Origin of the sequence: Methylomonas methanica, assembly GCF_001644035.1 — a bacterium.
Taxonomy (GTDB): Bacteria; Pseudomonadota; Gammaproteobacteria; order Methylococcales; family Methylomonadaceae; genus Methylomonas; species Methylomonas methanica_A.
Genome location: NZ_LUUG01000049.1, coordinates 76,007 through 98,145 on the forward strand (window position 1 = coordinate 76,007; position 22,139 = coordinate 98,145).

At 53.3% G+C, this 22,139-nt stretch carries 20 protein-coding genes; 18 read left to right on the top strand and 2 right to left on the bottom strand.

What is annotated here, in order from left to right:
* Positions 1 to 101 precede the first annotated feature (101 nt).
* From A1332_RS04330 to A1332_RS04350, 5 genes are read left to right on the top strand one after another with little or no spacing between them, the layout of a single operon-like run.
* A complete protein-coding gene (locus A1332_RS04330) occupies positions 102 to 494 on the top strand; it encodes a group II truncated hemoglobin (protein WP_064007328.1) in 393 nt (130 codons plus the stop codon).
* A gap of 5 nt (positions 495 to 499) precedes the next feature.
* Positions 500 to 2,404 carry a LapD/MoxY N-terminal periplasmic domain-containing protein gene (locus tag A1332_RS04335; protein ID WP_064007329.1) on the top strand — a complete coding sequence of 635 codons (1,905 nt, stop codon included), beginning with the start codon at positions 500 to 502 and terminating at the stop codon, positions 2,402 to 2,404.
* A complete protein-coding gene (locus tag A1332_RS04340) occupies positions 2,391 to 3,062 on the top strand; it encodes a transglutaminase-like cysteine peptidase (RefSeq protein WP_064007330.1) in 672 nt (223 codons plus the stop codon). The genes A1332_RS04335 and A1332_RS04340 overlap by 14 nt, the downstream gene beginning before the upstream one ends.
* The gene (locus A1332_RS04345) at positions 3,059 to 3,793 is read left to right on the top strand and encodes a M48 family metallopeptidase (RefSeq protein WP_064007331.1); all 735 of its coding nucleotides are present in this window, start codon (positions 3,059 to 3,061) and stop codon (positions 3,791 to 3,793) included. The genes A1332_RS04340 and A1332_RS04345 overlap by 4 nt, the downstream gene beginning before the upstream one ends.
* A complete protein-coding gene (locus tag A1332_RS04350; RefSeq protein WP_064007332.1) occupies positions 3,793 to 4,272 on the top strand; it encodes a protein disulfide oxidoreductase in 480 nt (159 codons plus the stop codon). The genes A1332_RS04345 and A1332_RS04350 overlap by 1 nt, the downstream gene beginning before the upstream one ends.
* 22 nt (positions 4,273 to 4,294) lie before the next feature.
* Here A1332_RS04350 and A1332_RS04355 read toward each other — a convergent pair whose 3' ends face one another.
* Positions 4,295 to 4,684 carry a PilZ domain-containing protein gene (locus tag A1332_RS04355; protein ID WP_064007333.1) on the bottom strand — a complete coding sequence of 130 codons (390 nt, stop codon included), beginning with the start codon at positions 4,682 to 4,684 and terminating at the stop codon, positions 4,295 to 4,297.
* A 4-nt stretch (positions 4,685 to 4,688) separates the two neighbouring features.
* Complete coding sequence (locus A1332_RS04360; protein ID WP_064007334.1) at positions 4,689 to 5,333, bottom strand: FHA domain-containing protein; 645 nt, start codon at positions 5,331 to 5,333, stop codon at positions 4,689 to 4,691.
* 248 nt (positions 5,334 to 5,581) lie between these two features.
* Here A1332_RS04360 and pta point away from each other — a divergent pair, with 248 nt between their 5' ends.
* From pta to A1332_RS04425, 13 genes are all read left to right on the top strand, one after another.
* Positions 5,582 to 7,714, top strand: coding sequence for a phosphate acetyltransferase (gene pta, locus A1332_RS04365; protein ID WP_064007335.1), 2,133 nt, complete (start codon positions 5,582 to 5,584; stop codon positions 7,712 to 7,714).
* Positions 7,711 to 8,238 carry a DUF2380 domain-containing protein gene (locus tag A1332_RS04370; RefSeq protein WP_064007336.1) on the top strand — a complete coding sequence of 176 codons (528 nt, stop codon included), beginning with the start codon at positions 7,711 to 7,713 and terminating at the stop codon, positions 8,236 to 8,238. The genes pta and A1332_RS04370 overlap by 4 nt, the downstream gene beginning before the upstream one ends.
* A gap of 24 nt (positions 8,239 to 8,262) precedes the next feature.
* The gene (locus tag A1332_RS04375) at positions 8,263 to 9,462 is read left to right on the top strand and encodes an acetate/propionate family kinase (protein ID WP_064007337.1); all 1,200 of its coding nucleotides are present in this window, start codon (positions 8,263 to 8,265) and stop codon (positions 9,460 to 9,462) included.
* 292 nt (positions 9,463 to 9,754) lie between these two features.
* Positions 9,755 to 11,785: a TonB-dependent receptor gene (locus A1332_RS04380; RefSeq protein WP_064007338.1), complete on the top strand. Its 2,031-nt coding sequence runs from the start codon at positions 9,755 to 9,757 to the stop codon at positions 11,783 to 11,785.
* An 81-nt stretch (positions 11,786 to 11,866) separates the two neighbouring features.
* Positions 11,867 to 13,084, top strand: a complete 1,218-nt coding sequence (gene zigA, locus A1332_RS04385) for a zinc metallochaperone GTPase ZigA (RefSeq protein WP_064007478.1) — start codon at positions 11,867 to 11,869, stop codon at positions 13,082 to 13,084.
* Positions 13,077 to 13,322: a hypothetical protein gene (locus tag A1332_RS04390; RefSeq protein WP_064007339.1), complete on the top strand. Its 246-nt coding sequence runs from the start codon at positions 13,077 to 13,079 to the stop codon at positions 13,320 to 13,322. Before zigA ends, A1332_RS04390 begins: the two co-directional genes overlap by 8 nt.
* Positions 13,319 to 14,104, top strand: a complete 786-nt coding sequence (locus A1332_RS04395) for a ZIP family metal transporter (protein ID WP_064007340.1) — start codon at positions 13,319 to 13,321, stop codon at positions 14,102 to 14,104. Before A1332_RS04390 ends, A1332_RS04395 begins: the two co-directional genes overlap by 4 nt.
* A gap of 108 nt (positions 14,105 to 14,212) precedes the next feature.
* Positions 14,213 to 14,830 carry a DUF1826 domain-containing protein gene (locus A1332_RS04400; RefSeq protein WP_419865987.1) on the top strand — a complete coding sequence of 206 codons (618 nt, stop codon included), beginning with the start codon at positions 14,213 to 14,215 and terminating at the stop codon, positions 14,828 to 14,830.
* A 10-nt stretch (positions 14,831 to 14,840) separates the two neighbouring features.
* Complete coding sequence (locus A1332_RS04405) at positions 14,841 to 16,586, top strand: formylmethanofuran dehydrogenase subunit A (RefSeq protein WP_064007342.1); 1,746 nt, start codon at positions 14,841 to 14,843, stop codon at positions 16,584 to 16,586.
* A 44-nt stretch (positions 16,587 to 16,630) separates the two neighbouring features.
* Positions 16,631 to 17,419, top strand: coding sequence for a GTP cyclohydrolase FolE2 (folE2, locus tag A1332_RS04410; RefSeq protein ID WP_064007343.1), 789 nt, complete (start codon positions 16,631 to 16,633; stop codon positions 17,417 to 17,419).
* A 10-nt stretch (positions 17,420 to 17,429) separates the two neighbouring features.
* Positions 17,430 to 18,425 carry a CobW family GTP-binding protein gene (locus A1332_RS04415; protein ID WP_064007344.1) on the top strand — a complete coding sequence of 332 codons (996 nt, stop codon included), beginning with the start codon at positions 17,430 to 17,432 and terminating at the stop codon, positions 18,423 to 18,425.
* A gap of 180 nt (positions 18,426 to 18,605) precedes the next feature.
* Positions 18,606 to 19,586: a CobW family GTP-binding protein gene (locus tag A1332_RS04420; RefSeq protein ID WP_064007345.1), complete on the top strand. Its 981-nt coding sequence runs from the start codon at positions 18,606 to 18,608 to the stop codon at positions 19,584 to 19,586.
* A gap of 310 nt (positions 19,587 to 19,896) precedes the next feature.
* Entirely contained in the window at positions 19,897 to 22,011 is a 2,115-nt protein-coding gene (locus A1332_RS04425) for a methyl-accepting chemotaxis protein (RefSeq protein ID WP_064007346.1), read from the top strand.
* Positions 22,012 to 22,139: the final 128 nt, after the last annotated feature.

The following is a 22,139-nucleotide window of genomic DNA, read 5'->3' on the forward strand; positions in this document are numbered from 1 at the left end:
AGTAATGCTGTGACCGCACAATGTCCCGGGAGTTTCAAGGCATTGTCGATACCGTCTGCTAGTATACCTAAAGAAATTGCACATACGAGGTTAAATAGGAAATGAGCCCCACCCCCTACGAGTTAATCGGCGGCGAGATGGCGTTGCGCAGCTTGGTCGATAGATTCTATTTTTATATGGATATTCTGCCGGAAGCCCAGGGCATCCGAGCCATGCACGCCCCCAGCCTGTCCACCGCCAAAGACAAATTATTTAAATTCTTCTCCGGCTGGCTGGGCGGCCCGAATTTGTTCATCGAAGAATTCGGCCACCCGATGCTGCGCGCCCGGCATTTTCCGTTTCCGATTGGCGAATCGGAGCGCGATCAATGGATGCTGTGCATGAATAAGGCCTTGGACGAAATTGAGACGGATCCGCGCCTGCGCGAAAACATCCGTACCGCCCTGCAACAACTCGCGACGCATATGATTAACCAAGAAGCCACGGGAAGCTGAGCCTCATGTCATTATCCAAACAATTGTTAATCCTGATATCGGCGCTGTTTTTGATGATTTTCAGCGTCAATTTTGCGTTGAGCGTCAACAACATCAAGGACTATCTGGAAGGCGAATCGAAGAATCATGCCCAGGATACCGCCACCTCGCTGGGCCTATCTCTTAGCCCTTACATGGCCGATAACCGCGATCCGGTGATTAAAACCATGATGAACGCAATTTTTGATATGGGTTATTACAAGGAAATCAGACTGGTCGATGCGGACAACAAAGAGCTGGTAGCCCTGAGCAGCGACAAACGCATAGAAGGCGTGCCGGACTGGTTTACCGAACTCCTGCCGATGACATCGGCCACCGCCGAAAGCGAAATCAGCTCAGGCTGGAACATGAGCGGAGTGATCTACGTCACCGTAAACTCCGGCTACGCCTATCTAAAACTGTATGAACAAGCCAAATCCGGATTTTACTATTCCCTGGCGGCGTTTTTGTTCTCCATCGCCCTGCTGGCACTGCTTTTGCGTGTCACATTGGCCTCGCTAAGAAAAATCGATCTATTGGCCCAGCAGATCAGCGACGGCCATTTCGAAAGCATAGAAGAATTGCCCTGGACCCGCGAAGTTCGCAATGTAGCAGCGTCCATGAATACGATGTCCCATAAAATCAAAACCACGATAGCCGCACTGCATGGCAAACTGGACCAAATGGGCGCCAGCCTGTTACGCGACGATTTGACCGGGCTGTATAAAAAAGCTGTGTTCGAAACCGACATGAAAAATTTGGCATTGGAAGACGCAGATGCCTTTGTTGTATTGATAAAAATCGACAGTTTGGTCGATCTGGTTAAAGAGCGCGACAGCGACGTGATCGATCAATTCTTACAAGCGTTTGCCGCCATACTGGAAAAAATCGCCAAATTGGCTGGGGAACAATCCGGCAAAGCGTATCGATTCTACGGCGCCGAATTTGCACTCGTGCTGGAGATTGGAAATCCGGAACAATTGGAAGGGTTGGTGAAAGCCCTGAGCAACGAAGTTACCGAATTGGGCGAACGCTACCAAAAAACCGATTTGGCCCACATCGGCGTGGTTGCTTTCAATCCGCTGCTGACCACCGAAAGCCTGCTGGAAGCCGCCCACGAAGCTTACGAACAAGCGCATCTGATCGGCGCCAACAGTTATTTCATCCGCACCGGCGATAATTTTGCCCGCGATATTGCCACCTGGAAGGATTTGGTCTTCGACTGCGTCGACCACAACGGTTACTCGGTTTGGTATATTGGGCAGATCGCCGCATTCAGCAGCGGCGAACTGTTGATGGAAGAGGCTTTCATTCAGGTGCACGATAAACAGGGCGGCCTGGTGGCAATCGGTCCGTTCATCTCGATTGCCGAAAAATTCGCCAAAATCGTCGATCTGGATAAAGGCGTAATTCGCATCGCGTTGGATCATATTCAACACAATCACATCGAACACGCCATCGCCGTCAACGTATCGACCCGCACCATCAAAAACAGCGATTTCCGGCTCTGGCTGGAGAAACTGATCAAGCAAAATCCGGCGGAAGCCAAAAAGCTGGTATTCAGTTTGTCTGCTTATGCCGTCGTCAAGGATATAGACGCCTATCAGGCCTTCATCGAAACCGTGCATCAATGGGGCGCGCGGGTGATGATAAAACGCTTCGAAACCCAATCCATGTCGGCGGAATTGGTCAAACGCCTGAAACCGGACTTTATCCGCCTGGCCCGCGACATCGGTAACGGCATCGACAGTTCCTCGCAAAAACACGCCTTCGTGCAAACCATGCAAGAAATTTCCACGTTACTGGATATTTCGATTCTGGCCGAAAACGTACAATCGGATAAGGATTATCGCAGCTTAAAGGCGATAGGAATCGTCGGTGCCAGCCGCTAACAAACGCGCACTCAACGCTGCCGGCATCGCCCTTATTGTCTTCAGCCTATGTTGCGGCATGGTGCTGGCAGCCGACTTATTAATCGATCAGAGCCTGCTGGATAAAGTAGAAAAAAAATACGGCTCGGCCGCCAAACAACGTTTTGTGGACTGGCAAAGTTTGATCGAGAACGGCAAAAGCTGGCCGGAAGCCGAGAAACTGGCGCGGGTCAACGACTTTTTCAACGGTAACGTCGAGTTTGTTGACGATATTATCCTGTGGCAAAAAACCGATTACTGGGCTGCGCCAACCGAGTTTCTGGCCAAAGGTGCCGGCGATTGCGAAGATTACTCCATAGCCAAATATTTTACCTTGGTGGAAATGGGCGTCGATGAAAGCAAGCTACGGATTACCTATGTCAAGGCTTTGGAACTGAATCAGGCTCATATGGTACTCACCTATTTCGACTCGCCGCGCGCGGTGCCCCTGGTGCTGGACAACTTAAAACCGGGCATCGTCGCGGCTACGCAACGCCGGGACTTGCAACCCGTCTACAGCTTTAACGGCACCGGCTTATGGCTTGCCAAAAGCAAAGGTTCCGGGCAACATGTCGGCGGTTCGGACCGCTTGAGCATGTGGACCGAGCTTAAATTAAGAATGCTGGAATCGCCTTTTTGAACAAACACACCGCCGCCTTACCATACAACCTGCGCCGCAGCAGCCGCGCCAAAAACACCCGCATCGTGGTCACCGCCGACAAAATCGAAGTGGTGGCACCGCTAAAAGTTTCCGAACGGCGCATTCAGGCTTTTGTGCATGCCCAAAAGGACTGGATAGAAGCCGCGCTAAAACGCGTCGTCGGCAGAATACAAACCGCCGCCCCACGGCTAGCGCCGAGCGAGTATCGGGATGGCGTGCATATCCCCTACCAAAGCCACCGCTTACCGCTAAAAATCACCACTACTAAAGCCAAAACCGTCCGCATCGAGCTACTGAATGACGAGATATTTTGGGTGAAATTGCCCACTGGGATTGCCGATGAACAACACTCCCCACTGATTCAGCAAGCTTTGACCCGCTGGATGAAAAACCAGGCCAAGCAGCATGTGCAGGAATTGGTCGATCTACACGCACCGCGCTTTGCGCTGTTTCCGCGCAGTATCCGCATCAAAACCCAAAAAAGCCGCTGGGGCAGCTGCGGACCGAAAAACGACATCAATATGAATTGGCTGCTACTGTTAGCCCCACCGGCGGTTTTGGAATACGTGGTGGTACACGAGCTTTGCCACATCAAACACAAAAATCATTCCCCGGCGTTTTGGCAACTGGTAGCCGAACATCTACCCGACTTTAAACAACACCGGCTTTGGCTTAAACAATACGGCGCCAGCGTGATGCAAGGCTTGTAATGGCGAAAAAACTGGGGTTTTATATTTTTGCGGCTTTATTTATTTTTGCCGGGCAATTTCTGGTCAATCAGGACTTAGTCAGCGGTACGCCACCGCCCATAGCCCAAACCACGCTGGCCGGCGAAAGTGCGATGCAACGCCTGAGCAAAGGTCCGGCCGTGCTGTATTTCTGGGCGGAATGGTGCGGGATATGCCGAAGCATGCAGGACAGCGTCAGCAATGTACTGCGGGATTATCCGGGATTGACGGTCGCGGTGCGTTCGGGCGACGACAGCGCATTACAGAACTATCTAAAAAACAAGCAACTTAACTGGCCGGTTGTGAACGACAACAACGGCAGTCTCGGTCAACGTTACGGTATTAAAGGCGTACCGGCGATTTTCTTCATTAACGCCGCCGGCGATATTGTCTTTACCACGGTAGGCTATACCTCGGAATGGGGCATGCGTTTTAGGCTTTGGCTGGCAGGATTGGACTGACGTTATAAACCTGCTTACCTAGTTAACGATCGGCGTGTTCCGCCAGATCACCCAAAGCCGCCAACTCCCGCTCCAGCAGCTCGCTATCGCCCAGGTTGAGTTCCACCAATCGGCGTAAGCTGGAAATGCTGTCTATATCGATATGCACGCACTTAAAACCCACTCTGTTGGCATCGGCATGGGTTGCCGCCACTTCCATGGTAATGCTGATTTCTTCTGATAAATCGAATTTCAAGGAATATAAAGCATCGGCCTGACCGACTAAGGGCTGCTCTAAATCCAACAGACAGCCGCGCAAGGACAGATCGATAATTTTGCAAGGATAGGTTTGTCCAGAACCGGTTAACACAGCCCCTGTATGGTAAAAAATCCTGTGAAAACGGCGTTTATCATCGCTTTTTTCAAATGTCATAGGCTTAATCCAAGAAAAATTGCATTGAGGTACTGTCAACGACAATCACATCGTTACTTTGCAATTGCACAGTGCGGTCGCCTAGGGGTTCGTCGTTAATTGCCAGGCCCTCATGTCCTTGCAAGGCGGAGAGGAAATAACCGTCCTTGCGCCTGGCTATGACTATAACGCCAGCGCCTTCGTGACCCAGGCGCGTCATGGCTTTTTTCAAGCGCAAGATACGGCCAATGTGCATGCCATTCAGCACTTGTAAGTTGGCCTCGGGGGATTTTACGGCTTCTTCCAGCTTCTCATTTAATGCCCGTACATCCGCATCGCCGAAGTCGGCTGGCGTGGATACCAGGACTTTTTCCGAAAACTCATCGGTGGTGTTGTAAACAATATAGTGCTTACCGATGTTAATAATGTCGTTGTTTTGCAGGTTCCATTCCTTGGTGCGCTGATCGTTTACCAATAACGGAAACTTTTCGTTCAATTGCTTGAGAACGCATGTACCGTCTTTAATCACGGCAACGGCATGCGCGGGCGCGACGGCAAGACTGTCAACCACTAGGTCACTGGTTTCATCACGACCGATATGCACTACACCAGAATCAAAAACACCTGTATGGATTGCATTGTCTTTAAAATAAACGGTAAATTTCGCCATCTCTGTTGTTCAAGTAATCCCTGCGCCCGGCTAGTAGTATAGCCATTAAAGCCGAGCTTGCAGATTAATCAATAATTATTTTGATATTACATTATTTTATAAATCCAAACCTATGATAGCCAAAGACTATTTGCATGCGCCCAACACTTGCGCGGTGCCTGAATAAATAAAATATACAGTCGCCAAGCGGCGCGCCATGTGGCAACATCCTCGGTTAGACTTTCCCATTAATATATAAGTCATCGATCATGAATCCGACTCAGTCCCATCCGCAAAGAAGCGAACCCGTTATTTCGCAAGACATCTATATTGCCGGCGTCGACGAGGGTAGCGGCAAATCTTTGATCATGCTGGCGATCATCGAAATGTTATCCGGCTACGCGGACAATATCGGTTTTTTTCGGCCAATTATTCAAGGCGATGCCGACAAAGACGATTTGATTCAATTCATTAGCCACCGCTATCAACTCGCCCCCCCTTACGAAGCCATGTATGGCTGTACCAGCGCGGAAGCCAGACAACTCTTGGCCGCCGAACAATACGACGAACTGTTGAAAACCATACTAGCCAAATACCGGGCCTTAAAGGCCCGTTGCGATCATGTGCTCTGCGTCGGCAGCGACTATCGACATGGCAACGCCATTTTCGAATTCGATTTCAACGCCGATGTCGCCAACAATCTGGGCTGCCTGATGATGCCGGTTATGCAGGGCGAAGATCGTAGCGACGAACAAATTTTAAATGGCTTGGCCAGCCTGAAACATTCCGTACACGAACACGACTGCGAATTGCTGGCCACGGTCATCATCGGTGTCGCTCAAAATCAAATTGCCAGCTTGCGTCACAGCTTAAATCATTCCAGCGAATTTCCGGTGTACGTGGTACCTGCCGAATCATCTCTGGAAAAACCCACCATCGGCAACATCGCCAAAGTCATAGGCGCTAAAGTGTTTTCCGGCGAAAACGCAACGATGAGCCGCGAGGTGTATCACTACAAAGTGGCGGCGATGTTGGTGCCGGACTTTCTAGATTATGTGGAAACCGGTGACTTGGTGATTACCCCTGGCGACCGCTCGGACATCATCATGGCCAGCCTGATGGCCTACAATTCCAGCAACTATCCGCAGATTGCCGGCTTATTATTAACCGGCCATCAACAACCGGCCCCGCAAGTGCAAAAATTGATCGATGGCCTGGGCGATACGCCTTTCGCGGTGCTCGGCGTCGATTCCGACACCTTCACCACAGCGTTACAAGTCAGTCAGGTCACAGCCCGCCTACACTCTCAAGACGACCGCAAAATCGCCACCGCGTTGGGATTAATCGAAAGTAACATCAATATGGTGGAACTGCGGCTGCGGCTGTGCAGCAAGGTGTCGCACAAAATCACGCCGCTGATGTTCGAGTATGATCTGTTGCAGCGCGCCAAAGCCAGAAAGCAACATATCGTGCTACCGGAAGGCAATGAAGAGCGGATTCTGCGTGCGGCAGAAATTTTGCTGCTGCGCGATGTGGTGAAAATCACCCTGCTGGGTAACGAAGCCGAAATCCGCCAGAAAATTCAGGCCATGGCCTTGAAGATGGACAATATCAACATCATCGACCCGATCAAATCGGATCTGCGGCCGCTATTCGCGGAAACCTATTACCAGGCCCGCAAACATCGTTGCATCGTTTACGATACGGCCTTCGATTTAATGGCCGATCCCAGCTATTTCGGCACCTTGATGATACATCTGGATTATGCCGACGGCATGGTGTCAGGCGCGGTGCATTCGACTCAACATACCATTCGGCCGGCCTTTGAAATCATCAAGACCAAGCCCGGCGCATCGATAGTTTCCAGCGTGTTTTTCATGTGCCTGGAAGACCGCGTATTGGTCTATGGCGATTGCGCGGTGATTCCGAACCCCAATGCCGCGCAATTGGCCGACATCGCCATTAACGCCGCCGAAACCGCGCGCATGTTCAACATCGAACCGCGCATTGCCATGCTGTCCTATTCCACCGGCGAATCCGGCAAGGGTGAGGCAGTGGATAAAGTCCGCGAAGCGGTCAAAATCGCCAAATCGCTGCGACCGGATCTGTTGCTGGAAGGCCCGATGCAATACGATGCCGCCGTGGATGCCAGCGTCGCTAAAACCAAACTGCCCGACAGCCAGGTCGCCGGCCGCGCCACAGTATTAATTTTTCCAGACCTGAATACCGGCAACAACACCTACAAAGCGGTGCAGCGTTCCTCCGGCGCAATCGCCGTCGGCCCCATCCTCCAAGGTTTGAACAAACCGGTCAACGATTTAAGCCGCGGTTGCACCGTGACCGACATCGTCAACACCGTGGTCATTACTGCGATTCAGGCCCAGGAGGCCGACAAATTATGATTCAAAAAGCCCTACTAATCGGCCTACTTTTTTACAGTTTGAGCTTTGGCTCACTGGCGGAAACCCGCATCGCCGTTCTGGATTTTGAATTAAAAGACCTGACACTGGCACCGGGCGTCCCCGCTGAGGTACAAAGAACCGCGTCGATAAAACCGCTGCTGGAACAGGAGTTAAAGCGCGCCGGCTATGTGGTCATAGCAATACCAAACCAAGCGCAAAAAACGGCCAACAGCGGTGTAGGCTATTTGTTCGACCACGCCGATGCCGCCGCGCAGCTGGGCAAGCAATTTCAAGCGGACTATATTTTGGTCGGACGGTTACATAAACCCAGCTTTTTGTTCGCCTATCTGATGGGACGTTTGGTCAAAGTGGAGGATGGCAAATTGATCGGCGACTACATTTCCGAATCCAAAGGCCCCAACGCCAGTCTGACCATCAAAGCGGTGGAAAGCCTGACCACTAAAATCGACCATGATCTGGAGCGCCGCTACAACCCACCCCCACCGGCGAAACTTGCGCATTAATCGCCTCACCCTTTCGAGATATTCATGAAAATTCTGGTGCTCAATGCCGGCAGTTCATCGGTTAAATACAGCTTATTCGACATGTCTGATCGCTCGGTATTGATTGCCGGTATCATCGAACGTATCGGCGAAGACGCCGCCAGCCATAGTTATTCGCTGGCGAATAATGATCGGACACACGAAGAAATCAGCTGCCGCAACCATCAACAAGCCTTGCAATTGTTGTTCGAAACACTGGCTGCTTGCCGCGTGCTGAACGACCGTCGCGAACTGGCCTGCATCGGCCACCGGGTGGTACATGGCGGCGAACATTTTCGGGAGCCGGCGTTAATCGATACGCAAGTGATGCAGCACATTGCCGAAGTGATTCCGCTGGCACCGCTGCATAACCCCGCCAATCTGTTGGGAATCGAAGAAGCCCTCCGGCAAATGGGCGAGACGCCGCAAGTCGCGGTGTTCGATACGGCGTTTCATCAAACCCTGCCCGATTATGCCTATCGCTATCCGTTGCCCGAACATCTTTATACCGAACATGGGGTAAGACGTTACGGCTTCCACGGTACCTCCCACCGTTATGTTGCCGAACAGGCCACGCAATATCTCGGCAAACCTTTATCAGAAACTAATCTGATCACGCTGCATCTCGGTAACGGCGCCAGCGTCACTGCTATCCAAAACGGCCGAAGCATCGATACATCGATGGGCATGACGCCGCTGGAAGGTTTGATGATGGGCAGCCGCTGCGGCGACATCGACCCGGCAATCCATTTTTATCTGAGCCGCACGCTGAATTTGTCCAACGAGGCCATTGAAACCCTGCTCAACAAAGAAAGCGGCTGCAAAGGCATTTGCGGCGAAAACGATATGCGGGCGATACACCGCATGGCCGAAGCCGGCGACGATCTTGCCCGCCTGGCGCTGGCGATGTACGCCTATCGCATCAAAAAGTACATCGGCGCTTATTTTGCGGTGTTGGGCCGGGTCGATGCCTTGGTATTTACCGGCGGCATCGGCGAAAACGATGCCTGGCTACGCGAACAAGTCTGTCTGGATATGACCATCTTCGGGATTGCCATAAACCAGGAAAAAAACCGCAAACCGGTGCGACCTTGCGACAACATCAGTCAACCCAACTCCGGTGTGACAGTATTGGTGATTGCCACGGCCGAGGAACTGGAAATTGCGATCCAGGCCATGCAATGTCTGGAAAAGCCGCACCCCTAGATCAGCAGGAAGTAGGCCTAAATTACCTAAGTCTGTCACCGCCGCCGTGAATAAGTATTTCTTCCGGGGTTTAAAGAAACATTTCTGTAACATTTTAGCCATATGATTTAGAGAGCGATCCGGTTAGCCCTCTCGAATTGTTACTGTCAACATTGTTGTTTTCACAACAAATCAAACTCAAATCACCAAGGAAGCCGTAACGGGACTATGCAATAACTAATGCGATAATATTGCATCAGCGCTTGTTATAATATAACATATTTAAACATCGTTTCTGACTGCCTCGCTTAACATGAAAAAAACCGCTGCCCTGATTTTAATGCTGCCATCTCCGGTTCTGATGGCCGAAGAACCTGCTATTCAAGCACTGGACGAAATAATCGTCACGGCACCGCTGCAAGACAGAAAATCGGACAGCCCGGTGCCTGTCACCGTATTGAGCGACGACGAATTGCGCATGAAAACCGGCCACAGCATCGGCGATACCTTGAAAAACGAGCTGGGCATCAGCAGCCAATCCTTCGGCCCCGGCGTCGGTACTCCGGTGATACGTGGTCAAGCCGGGCCCAGAGTCCGGGTATTGAACAACGGTATCGGCAGCAACGATGTTTCCGCAATCAGCCCCGACCACGCCACCAGCGTCGAACCTCTGTTGGCTGAGCGCATCGAAGTGCTGCGCGGCCCGGCCACGCTACTCTACGGCAGCGGCGCGATGGGCGGCGTAGTTAACGTCATTGACAACCGTATCCCCGGCCGCCAGTTCGACAAGCTGGTAGGCGCTGCGCTGGAGCAGCGTTTCGATTCCACTTCCGACGAAACCAGCACCACGATGAAAGTCGAGGGCGGCAAGGACAACATCGCGTATCACCTGGACGGCTTTTATCGGCATCGTAACAATCTGGACATCGGCGGCAGCGGCATAGACACCGCAAAAGTCGCGATCACCGATCCCAGCCTGGAGATTGTCGATAACCCCAAAGGCTTTTTGAATAACACCGGCGCCGAAGCGATCAGCGGTTCGGCCGGCTTGTCCTGGATCGGTGCGCCCGGCTTTGCCGGCGTATCCATCAATAATCTAAATAACAACTACGCCATCGCTCCGGACGGCACCGGCGACGAAACCGTGCGCATCGCGATGCGGCAAACCAAGTACGATTTTAAGAGCGAACTGAACAATCCATTCCGCTTCGCGAAAAGCCTGCGGACCCGGCTTGGATACACCGATTACCAACACACCGAAATCGCCAACGGCGAACCCGGTGCGTACTACACCAACCAGTCTTACGAAGGCCGCATGGAATTGGCTCACCAGGATTTGGGACCGCTGCGCGGCGTGGTGGGTTTTCAAGCCCAAGCCAGCGACTTTAATGCGATCGAAAAACTCACCGGTGACAGCATCGTACCGCGCTCGGACATTACCAGTTATGGCGTCTTCGCCGTCGAATCATTCGACATTGGCGCGGTGACGTATCAACTGGGCACCCGCGTCGAACAAACCGATATTCGCCCGGACGGCTTCGCCAATCTCAGCTATACCCCCATCAGCGCGTCGGCTTCGGCCGTTTGGAAACTGGATAATCGCAACAGCCTGAACCTGGCGGTGACTCGTTCCTCGCGCGCGCCGCAGGTCCAAGAATTGCTGTCCGACGGTTACCACGACGCCACCCGCAGTTACGACAGGGGCGACTTGGGTTTAAGAGAAGAAACCTCCTACAACCTGGACTTGGGCTACCGCTTCAAAACCGATTGGTTACGCGCCGAATTCGACTTATTCCACAACTGGGCCAGCGATTATATTTTCCAGCAACGCAACGGCGAATTCGTCGATCAAGACGGTAATCCTTGCGTAGCGGATTGCGTGCCTTTGGTCACCAGCGGACAAAACGACGCCATCTTCAAAGGTTATGAAGCCAAACTGATCGTGCCAATGATGGAAAACCATCTCGGATTATTGGAGATGACCTTATTCAGCGACTACACCCGCGGCGAATTCGTCAACGGCAGCGACGTACCACGCATGCCGCCGTTACGCTACGGCCTGCAACTGGATTTCAACCGGGATAAATTGTCGACCTATCTGCGCTTTACTCGCGCCGAATCGCAGCCCCATGCCGGCGATTTCGAAACCTCTACTGCCGGCTATTTCTTGCTGAATGTGGGCGCCAACTATCAAGTCAAAGCCTATAAAGACGCCAAGTTGATGGTATTTGCCAAAGGTAACAACCTGCTGAATCAAAACATCCGCAATTCGACATCGTACTTGCGAAATTTTGCACCGGAAGCAGGACGCGGAGCGGAAGTAGGCTTTAGAGTGAATTATTAGAACCGTTTAAACAGGCGCTTCTTTTATCGGCAGCGCCTTTTTTTGACCACCCAATTGCTACAATATAACATCGAAAACGCCATGATTTTTAAGGACGCGCCATCCAGAAGACTCCCCGTCACCGTGCTGTCCGGTTTTCTGGGTGCAGGCAAAACCACCTTGCTGAACCACATCCTGCATAACCGGGATAAGCTCAAGGTAGCGGTGATCGTCAACGACATGAGCGAAGTCAACATTGACGCGGCAACGGTCAAAAACGAAGTACAACTGAATCGTGGCCAGGAAAAACTGGTCGAAATGAGCAACGGGTGCATTTGCTGCACCCTCCGCGAGGACTTGCTGATCGAGGTCGGCAATTTGGCCAAGGAAGGCCGCTTCGATTACTTGGTGATCGAATCCACCGGCATCGCCGAGCCCTTGCCGATTGCAGAGACGTTCACGTTTAGCGACGAAAACGGTGCGAGCTTATCCGACCACGCCCGCCTGGATACCCTGGTTACCGTTGTCGACGCCGTGAATTTTATGCGCAATTACATGGAAGCCCTCAGTTTAAAGGAAACCGGCGAATCCCTGGGCGACGACGATGAACGTAACGTCGCCGATTTACTGGTCGATCAAATCGAATTTGCCGACGTGATCCTGATTTCCAAAATCGATCTGATCGCCAGCGACGAAATCCTCAATCTAAAAGCCGTGTTGCGCAGCCTTAATCCTGATGCGGAAATCGTGCCTATGGTGATGGGACAGGTGGATCTGCATAAAGTCCTCGACACCGGCTTGTTCGATTTCGAAAAAGCCGAACAAGCGCCAGGCTGGTTGAAAGAATTGCGTGGAGAACATACCCCGGAGACCGAGGAATACGGCATCGGCAGCTTTGTTTACACGGCCCGCCGCCCTTTCCATCCGCAGCGCTTCTATGATCTTCTACACGAAGGGGAATGGGAGAACGGCACATTGCTGCGCTCTAAAGGCTTCTTTTGGCTAGCCTCGCGCCCCGATCATGCCGGCAGTTGGTCGCAAGCCGGCGGAATGATGCAGCACGGCTTGGCCGGGCGCTGGTGGGCTTCGGTGCCCAAACAGGAATGGCCGGAAGAGTATTTACCGGACATTCAGTCCCAATGGGCGGAACCCTATGGCGACCGCCGGCAAGAGCTGGTGTTTATCGGCCAAAACGTCGATGCGGATAAAGTCCGCCAAGAACTCAACGACTGCCTGCTAACCGATGCCGAACTCGCTGCCGGCCCGGAGATTTGGCATCACTATCGCGACGAATTTCCCCAATGGTTTGCCGATGGCTAGCATCGATAGTTATTTGCACCTGATCGGCTTTGAGCTTTTGGTGATACTAGCCATCGTCGGATACCTCGTTGAAGCAGACTTGCCGAAACGCGTCGTCTCCAGACTATTTATAACTGTATTGGGATTCATGTTGGCGCATTTCGCCACCCACGCATTGCCGAACCAAATCGCCGACTTTATTTACAGCTCGCACCACGACTACCATTCCATCAAGTCTGCCGGACCACATCGCACATGACTATAGCCCTCAGCACCATTGCCGGCGCTATTGCAGCCTGCCTCGCCGTGAGCCTTTGCTCCTTATCCAGCGTGTTTGCATTATGGCTTAAACCCGCGGTGTTGAATCGGGTAGTGCCGTATTTGGTGGCGTTGGCGGTAGGCGTGTTGTTAGGAGACGCTTTTATTCATTTGATTCCGGATGCGGTGAGTCGCCACGGTACGGTCAGCGACGTTTGTTTAACCGTGTTGGTGGGTGTGTTCGGCTTTTTCGTGTTGGAGAAACTGGTGCGTTGGCGCCACGACCACAACGTCGATATCACGCCGGGGAGTGGCGAGATTCTGCCTTTGGCAAAAATGAATCTGATCGGCGACGCCATGCACAACTTCGTCGACGGCATATTGATCGCCGGCAGTTTTCTGGCCGATCCGGCGCTAGGTTTGACCACCACCTTGGCCATCATCGCCCACGAAGTTCCGCAAGAACTCGGCGACGTCGGCGCACTGCTGCGCGGCGGCTACGCACCTAGGCAAGCCGTGCTCTACAACTTTTACTGCTCACTGACCGTATTGCCGGGGGCGATCTTCACCCTATTCCTTAGCCAGATAGCCGAATCGTCCTTGACCCTATTGCTGCCAATCGCTGCCGGCGGCTTTATTTACATCGCCGCCTCCGATCTGATCCCGGTATTGCACGAACGCTGTAGTTTCTCCAGCCTGAGCGGCCAAGCCGCAGCATTCGGCATGGGCATAGTGCTCATGCAATTTATTGTTTTTTTCGAACAAGTCCTGATCGCTATTTAAGGAGTTTTTGTGTTTGCTCGCATACCTTTTCGCCAATCGACCCTCTCACAGCTAAGTGGCCTCGCCTCGTTCCAGCCGGTTTCCTACAAACCATCGACCCGAACGGTAATCTCTAAAAACTTCGTCGATTTGACACGCATCTACGAAGATGGCGTGAACCTTTGCTTAATAGAACGACCGTTGCCTGCGGCCATTGAAAGCTTTATCAACCAAGCCTCGAAGCAATTTGGCAAGTTGGAACTGAGTCAGCCGGTGAATCCCGATCAGTTTGATTTTGCCAGCCTCTGGCCGCAAGCCAGCCACACCCAAGGTTACCGCGCATGGCTGGAGGACGTCGAGCTCTTGACCTCCGCATTCTGCGAACTCTTCGGATTGAAACAGGCCGGCTTGCGCCTGCGGACTTTACAAAACGCCATGTGTCCGCGCTTTCATGTTGATCGGGTGCCCGCGCGGATGATTTGTAGTTATGGCGGCATCGGCACCGAATGGTTGCCGGAATACGCCCTGGACAGACAAAAACTGGGTATGGGCAGCTGCGGTTTGCCGGATGACCAGTCCGGCCTGATAACTGACGCCACTGCGATTCGGCGCATGCCGGCCTATGCGGTCGGTTTGATGAAGGGCGAAGCCTGGGAAGGTAACGAAGGCCAAGGTTTTGTGCATCGGTCGCCGACACCCACCGCCGTGCAACCGAAGCGCCTCGTGCTGACATTGGACATGCTGTGAGGGCTGGAAATTGTTGATCAAGTTAGCAGGCGGACACATTTACGATCCCACGCAAAACCGGCAGGGAGAACCCGGCGATCTATTTATCCGCGATGGCTTGATCACGTCCGATCCGGGCCCGAACGCCAAATTCGATCAGGTGTACGACTTATCCGGGCATATCGTGATGGCCGGTGCGGTGGATATTCACACCCATATTGCCGGCGGCAACGTCAACACCGCACGGCTGCTGTTACCCGAACAGCACCGCAACCATGTCGCGCGGCGGTTGCGGACCGCCTGCAATCTGGCCATAGTGCCAGCGTCTAAATACACTCACGGCGGACATGTGGATCATCCGTTTAGCAACGCGAAGTGGTCTACCACCGATACCGGCTACCGTTACGCGCGGATGGGTTATACCACGGTCGTCGAGCCGGCCATGTTGCCGGTCAATGCGCTGGATGTGCATTTACAGATGGCCGATATTCCCATTCTGGACACTGCGGCACTGGCGATACTGGGAAATGACGATTTACTGCTGCGTTTGATGCGAGCCAAGGCCAGTCAGAACCAGATCAACGATTACGTGGCCTGGACCTTACACGCCACCCGCGCCTTGGGCCTGAAAGTCATCAATGCCGGCGGTGCCAATGCCTTTAAAAGCAACGCCCGCCAATTCGATTTGGATGACGTCGTACCAGACTACGGCGTCAGTTCCCGGCAGATTCTGCAAACCTTGCAAACCGCCGTCTGCCAGCTCGGTGTGCCGCACCCGGTGCACGTGCATTGCAACAACTTAGGCATTCCCGGCAATGTCGATACCATCGTCGCCACCATGGAAGCCGCGCAAGGTTTGCCGATGCACCTGGCGCACGTGCAGTTTTACGCCTACGGCAACGAAGGCGCCAAGGGCTTTTCCTCGGCGGCTGCGCAACTTCTGGAGGCCTTCAACCGCCACCTCAACATCACCATGGATGTCGGCCAAGTGCTGTTTGGTCAGACCGTAACCATTTCCGGTGACGTCATCGCGCAATACAGTCGCCACGCTGACGCCAGCCCCAACAAATGGGTGATGTGGGATGCCGAGCGTGAAGGTTCCGGTGGCGTGGTGCCTTATCGCTACCGCGAAGCCAGCTTCGTCAACACCCTGCAATGGGCGATTGGTCTGGAACTGTTTTTGCTGGCCGACGCGCCGGAGCGGCTGTTTTTCACCACCGATCATCCCAACGGCGCACCGTTTACCGCCTACCCCGAATTGATCCGGCTGCTGATGGACGCCGATTACCGGCAAGCCTATATGGCGCGCTTGAACCAAGAAGCGCTGGCGATGACCTTGCTGCCAAACCTGAAACGAGAATTTACCTTAACCGAAATCGCGACCATGACCCGGAGTGCCGCTGCGAAATTGCTGGGCTTACACGACCGAGGCCATCTGGCACCGGGGGCTATTGCCGATATTGCCGTCTACAACCCGCAAGGCGTGGGCACATGCGACCGGCTGACGGGGGCGTTTGCCGCCCGTCCGCAAGCCAATATCGCTGCCATGTTCGCCAACGCGGCGCTGCTGTTTAAAAACGGCGAACTGGTGGTAAGAGACGGCTGCGTCGTGGCGCGCCCGGCCGGTCGCGCCCAAGTGCTGCAACCGAATTACGATGCCGGCATCACCCGGACCGTACAAGATCATTTCAACCGTTTCTACAGCTTGAAACTCAGCAATTTCGCAGTCAACGACGCCGACTTTGCCGAGCAGGCCCGGTTTCGAGTGCACGGCTGAAACACGAGTGTTCCCAACAACACCTGAATAGTTAAAACAAACCTATGAGCCCCATCGAAGATATTCAAGGCCGGCCCGACACCCGGCGGATTGCCATCGACAAAGTCGGTATCAAAGACATTCTGCATCCGATCAGAGTTAAAGATAAAAGCTGCGGCGAACAGCGCACCATCGCGCATTTTGATATGTACGTGAATCTGCCGCACGACTTCAAAGGCACCCATATGTCCCGTTTCGTGGAAATATTGAATAATCACGACCGGGAAATCAGCATTGCCTCATTTCCGACAATGCTGCAAGAAATGCTGGCCAAACTGGAAGCCGAATCCGGCTATATCGAGATGCGTTTTCCGTACTTCATCGATAAAGCCGCCCCGGTCAGCGGCGTACGCAGCCTAATGGATTATCAAGTCAGTTTCATCGGCGAAATCGATAAGACCGGCTGCCGCATCAAAGTGAAGGTGGTGGTGCCGGTGACCAGTTTGTGTCCGTGCTCCAAGGAAATTTCCGAACGCGGTGCGCATAATCAACGCTCCCACGTTAGCGTAACGGTGGAGACAAAGGCGTTTATCTGGCTTGAAGAACTGATCACGCTGGTCGAAGCCGAAGCCTCCTCGCAAATCTATGGCCTGTTGAAGCGCCCGGACGAAAAATACGTCACCGAGTATGCCTATGACCACCCCAAATTCGTCGAAGACATGGTGCGCGATGTAGCCGCCCGCTTGAACGCGGAGCCACGAATCATCAGCTACCGCGTCGAATCGGAAAACTTCGAATCTATCCATAATCACTCGGCTTATGCGCTGATACAACGCGTTAACGCCCCATCCTGACGGAGATCTGATGAACGCCAACCCCAAACGCAACTACCCCGTGCCGGTGACCATTCTCACCGGCTTTCTCGGCGCCGGCAAAACCACTTTGTTGAACCGCATTCTCAGCGAAGACCACGGCAAACGGATTGCGGTGATTGAAAATGAATTCGGCGAAGCCGGTATCGACAACGAGTTGTTAGTGCAAGCCGACGAACAAATTGTCACCATGAACAATGGCTGTATTTGTTGTAGTGTGCGTGGCGATTTGGTGCGCATCCTCGGCGAACTCAGTGACGGCCGCGAATCGGGAGAACTCCAGCTTGACCGGGTCATCATCGAAACCACCGGATTGGCGGACCCGGCCCCCGTTGCGCAAACATTCTTTATCGACGAAAACATTGCCGAAAACTACAAGCTGGACGCGATCATCACCGTCGTCGATGCCGTGCATGCCCATCAACAACTGCAAGAACACCACGAAGCGCAAGAGCAAGTCGGCTTTGCCGACCGTATCCTGCTATCGAAAACCGACCTCCAGGAACCGGAAATTGTGGCAGACCTGGAGAGCCGGTTGCGCGCGATGAACCCCAGAGCGCCGATAAAACACGTGCATTTCGGCAAGACCGAACTGCGCGATATTCTGGATATTGACGGTTTCAATCTGGACGACATCCTGAAAATCGAACCGGACTTTCTGGAGGACGTCAGCCACGAACATGAAGACGATATCAGTTCATTCGTGTTTCGCACCAACCGCGAACTCGACGCGGCCCGTATACTGGCCTTTCTGAACATCATGATCCGCGACTACGGCAACGACTTACTCCGCTACAAAGGCATTCTCAACATCGCCGGCTGCGCGGAAAAAGTGATTTATCAAGGCGTGCATATGCTGATGACCGAGACTTTCGGCAACCCGTGGCAAGCCGATGAAACGCGGGAATCGAGTATGGTCTTTATCGGTCGCAACCTGCCCAAGGAGGATATGCTGGAGGCCTTGGCTTCATGCCGGGTCGGCGTGTAGACAAACGTCACTGATGATCGCGGCAGCAAGCCAGCCCCTGCCTGTCGTTAGCGTTCATGTTTAAAAATCAGGCATAATTCGCCATTACACCTATGCCCCGTCCGAATGGGTAAACCAAACTTGAATTAGCTTGGGGCAAGTATACGCAGCTTTTAATACGGAACGGGCGACCACATTAATATGACCGATCCACACAAAATCCCCGTCATCGTCCTCACCGGCTTCCTCGGCAGCGGCAAAACCACCTTGCTGAACCGTCTGCTTGCGAACAATCCCAAAACCGCGGTAATCATCAACGAATTCGGCGCCACCCCCATCGATCAGGATTTACTGGAACAAACCGGTATGCCGTTGACGACTCTGGCCGGCGGCTGTTTGTGCTGCCAGATTAAGGGCACGCTGGCACCCACTTTAAAAAACCTGTGGATGGCGTGGGATCAGGCCGAAACCAAACCCTTCGAACGGATGATTATCGAAGCCAGCGGCCTGGCCAGCCCGGAACCGATTCTGGATACGCTTTTGCGCGAGCGCTGGCTGGCCAGCCGTTATCATTTGCAAAGCGTAATCACCACCTTGGCAATACCCTCGGCTGCGGCGCAACTGGATAGTTTTGCCGAAGCCCGCGCGCAGGTGGCGTGGGCCGATACTTTGTTACTAACTCATGCCGACTTGAGCGATGCGGACCAGCAAGCCGCGCTGGAAACGCACTTGCAAGCTCTGGCGCCCGCCACCCCCAGACAGACATCAGGGGCAAGAGACTTCAGCGTGGAAAGCTTGCTGCATAACTCAGGCCCAATGTTGCGCCGCTTGCCTGATGACGGCCCGTTACCCGCTCACAACTTTCGCAGTATCTCGCTGCTTTTTGAGCAAGTTCTGCCCTGGCAGCAACTGCAAACCATCCTCCACGAGCTGTTGGCCCGCCATCCCCTAGATTTACTCCGAATAAAAGGCGTGGTTTATCTTGCCGAACAGACCGAACCGATGATCATCCAGGCAGCCAGCATTCGACTTTATCCACCTAGCCCATTAGTTTCCAGAGCGGCGGACGACGGTCGCGGCCGGCTGGTATTCATCGTTAATGGCGATCCAACGGCACTTGCCAAGGATCTAAACACTGCTTTTGCTCCGCTGCTTAAAACGAACGCCATCAAGCTGCACTGATTTAGCTTGACCGGCTATAAGCGCTGGGCCAAAGCCTTTACCAAGTTGGCAACTTCGCTTGATCACTCCGTGAAATTTGCGACCCCATCCTGTTATTAACCCGCCCCCCAAATGCCCTGGCTTCGTCATTCCCGCGAAGGTGGGAGTCGTCAGACCCCTTGGCGAATAGATTGTAGCTGCCGGGCTCCCGTCTTCGCGGGAGCGGCGATATTTACGGGCCGGGTGAATAAACAAATCATTCGCCTGCTTGGTCTATCCTTAAAAATAAAAACAATCCATTCAGCCCGGCACGCCCTCAGCAGATTACCCCATGCGCAAAAATTCAATTTTATCGAAATTGTTGGTGCAGAACGCCGCCAGTATGGCGATTATCGTGTTGGCGATTGTCGGTTTCGGTTGGTACAGCGCGCGCCAAACTCAGGAAAAAATCGGCGCGGCAATCACGCCGGCTATCGAATCGGCAGCACGCTATCGCATGGAATCGGCAGCCTTGCAGGTAGTCCAGCCTTTGCAGGCCATTTTTCAAAGCGCATATACCGTCAATCGGTTTCATGCGCTGGCGACATTGGATGCCCGACAAAAGGCTTTGGCCGGCACGCCGGCAATGCGCGAACACGTAAATCAAATCGTGCGGCAATCTACGGAGGCATCGCCCAGCGTGTTATCGACTTATGTGACCGCCGAACTAAACGGCTTCGACAATGCCGATGCCCATTATGTCGGCGACGAAAAGTCGGGTTCCAGCGCCAGCGGCCGCTACTCGCCTTATTGGGTGCGCGACGAACACGGTCAGATCAGCTCCGTGCAAGAAGGCGAAAACGTGATCACCGACGAAACGCCGCAAGTCGCCCATCCGCTGAACTGGTGGTACACCTGCCCGAAACTGACGCGCAACACCTGTGTGGTGGATCCTTATCTTTATGAAGGCGTGTTGATGGCGTCGGTGGTCAATCCGATTCTGGACGGCGACAACTATGTCGGCGGTGCCGGAACAGACGTGGGCCTGGGTTTTTTAAGCAAAACCATCGGCGAAGCCAATTCAGGCATTTATGCCGGTCAGGGCAGAATTTTATTGATTAGCCAGGCCGGCGTGATTGCCGGCGATAGCCGCTTGCAAGAACTGGCAACAGCGGCACAATCGGCGTTGGCCGATCACTATCGCTTGATCGAGAACAGCATTCGCGATAGTTCCACGCATTTCTCCATCGCCAGCGACGCCGGCAAGGTTTACATCGTCCTGCCTTTTAAACTAGCCGAAGGCGCCTCGACATGGGCGGTGTATATGGAGATGCCGATAGCGGTGGTACTGGCGGAACAACAAGCGGTGGAACAGCTACTGGATAATCAACGCAACGTCACGGTGACCGGCCAGATAGGTGTTGCGGCTGCCATAGTCGCTGTGGCAATGTTGCTGGCCTGGAACGTACTCGGCCGCTTGATAAACCCCTTGAAACAAGTGGCGACCAACGTGCGGACCATCACGGAAAGCAACGATTTAACCAAAGCCTTACCGGTTGCGTCGCATGACGAAGTGGGTGAACTAGCCGGCGACTTGAATATTCTGTTCGATAAATTGCGCCTGCTGATTAACCAAATAAAAGCCTCCTCGAAAACCGTAAACTTATCGTCCGCCCTATCCTCCAAAATCAATGCCGACAATGCCCAACGCTTGTCCATGCAAAAACGCGAGATGCAACAAGTGGTGTCGGCTATGGCGGAAATGGCGGTCAGCGCTAATGACATTGCCGAGCATGCGCAAAGCGCGCAATCGTCAACGGCAAACGCAATGCAATCGGTGCTGAAAGGTTGCGATGTGGTCCAGGCCAGCACTGTAAAAATTGCGTCGCTGTCGGAGAATATCGGCCAGGCCATTCGGGTAATCGAAGATATGCGCCTGGAAAGTACAAACATCACCGCTATCGTCGACACCATCAGCGGTATCGCCGATCAGACCAATTTGCTGGCTTTGAACGCGTCAATCGAGGCGGCGCGGGCCGGCGATCAAGGCCGGGGATTTGCGGTGGTAGCCGACGAAGTCAGACATCTGGCGAGATCCGTCCAGGACGCCACCCATGAAATCAACAAAATGGTGAACAGCTTAATCAGCAAAACCGGTAAAGCGGTCGAGGTTATTTCAATAGGACGGCAACGCATGGACGAAACCGTCGCCCTATCCAATGCCGCTGAGGAGGCTTTGTTTATCATCAACGACTCGGTCAACCGCATCAGCGACATGAACAAGCACATCGCCGCAGCCGTAAAGGAACAAAGCCATGTCACCCAAAATCTGGATAAAAACTTAAATATCATAGGCGACGTGATTGTCGAGTTGGTGGAAAGCGGCACTGCGGCGCATACCGCCAGCAGCGAGCTGAACCAACAGGCGGCTTACTTACATGGTCAGGTGGAGCAATTTCGGAGTTAAGTCGCATCGAAGCATAGCGCTATCGCATGGCCGTTTAATCGCAAATGAGTAACCCGCGCAAACCAAGAACCCGGCGGCTTTTTGTATTACCATAGCAGCGGGCGTTATCAAATTTATCCGGGAGGCGG

What these genes read in the sequence shown, in the direction of transcription:
- A1332_RS04380 (WP_064007338.1), top strand. Translation starts at nt 9,755, where the DNA reads ATGAAAAAAACCGCTGCCCTGATTTTAATGCTGCCATCTCCGGTTCTG.
- A1332_RS04420 (WP_064007345.1), top strand. Translation starts at nt 18,606, where the DNA reads ATGACCGATCCACACAAAATCCCCGTCATCGTCCTCACCGGCTTCCTC.
- A1332_RS04370 (WP_064007336.1), top strand. Translation starts at nt 7,711, where the DNA reads ATGATTCAAAAAGCCCTACTAATCGGCCTACTTTTTTACAGTTTGAGC.
- A1332_RS04390 (WP_064007339.1), top strand. Translation starts at nt 13,077, where the DNA reads ATGGCTAGCATCGATAGTTATTTGCACCTGATCGGCTTTGAGCTTTTG.
- A1332_RS04355 (WP_064007333.1), bottom strand. Translation starts at nt 4,684, where the DNA reads ATGACATTTGAAAAAAGCGATGATAAACGCCGTTTTCACAGGATTTTT.
- A1332_RS04335 (WP_064007329.1), top strand. Translation starts at nt 500, where the DNA reads ATGTCATTATCCAAACAATTGTTAATCCTGATATCGGCGCTGTTTTTG.
- zigA (WP_064007478.1), top strand. Translation starts at nt 11,867, where the DNA reads ATGATTTTTAAGGACGCGCCATCCAGAAGACTCCCCGTCACCGTGCTG.
- A1332_RS04375 (WP_064007337.1), top strand. Translation starts at nt 8,263, where the DNA reads ATGAAAATTCTGGTGCTCAATGCCGGCAGTTCATCGGTTAAATACAGC.
- pta (WP_064007335.1), top strand. Translation starts at nt 5,582, where the DNA reads ATGAATCCGACTCAGTCCCATCCGCAAAGAAGCGAACCCGTTATTTCG.
- A1332_RS04415 (WP_064007344.1), top strand. Translation starts at nt 17,430, where the DNA reads ATGAACGCCAACCCCAAACGCAACTACCCCGTGCCGGTGACCATTCTC.
- A1332_RS04360 (WP_064007334.1), bottom strand. Translation starts at nt 5,333, where the DNA reads ATGGCGAAATTTACCGTTTATTTTAAAGACAATGCAATCCATACAGGT.
- A1332_RS04330 (WP_064007328.1), top strand. Translation starts at nt 102, where the DNA reads ATGAGCCCCACCCCCTACGAGTTAATCGGCGGCGAGATGGCGTTGCGC.
- A1332_RS04350 (WP_064007332.1), top strand. Translation starts at nt 3,793, where the DNA reads ATGGCGAAAAAACTGGGGTTTTATATTTTTGCGGCTTTATTTATTTTT.
- folE2 (WP_064007343.1), top strand. Translation starts at nt 16,631, where the DNA reads ATGAGCCCCATCGAAGATATTCAAGGCCGGCCCGACACCCGGCGGATT.
- A1332_RS04425 (WP_064007346.1), top strand. Translation starts at nt 19,897, where the DNA reads ATGCGCAAAAATTCAATTTTATCGAAATTGTTGGTGCAGAACGCCGCC.
- A1332_RS04395 (WP_064007340.1), top strand. Translation starts at nt 13,319, where the DNA reads ATGACTATAGCCCTCAGCACCATTGCCGGCGCTATTGCAGCCTGCCTC.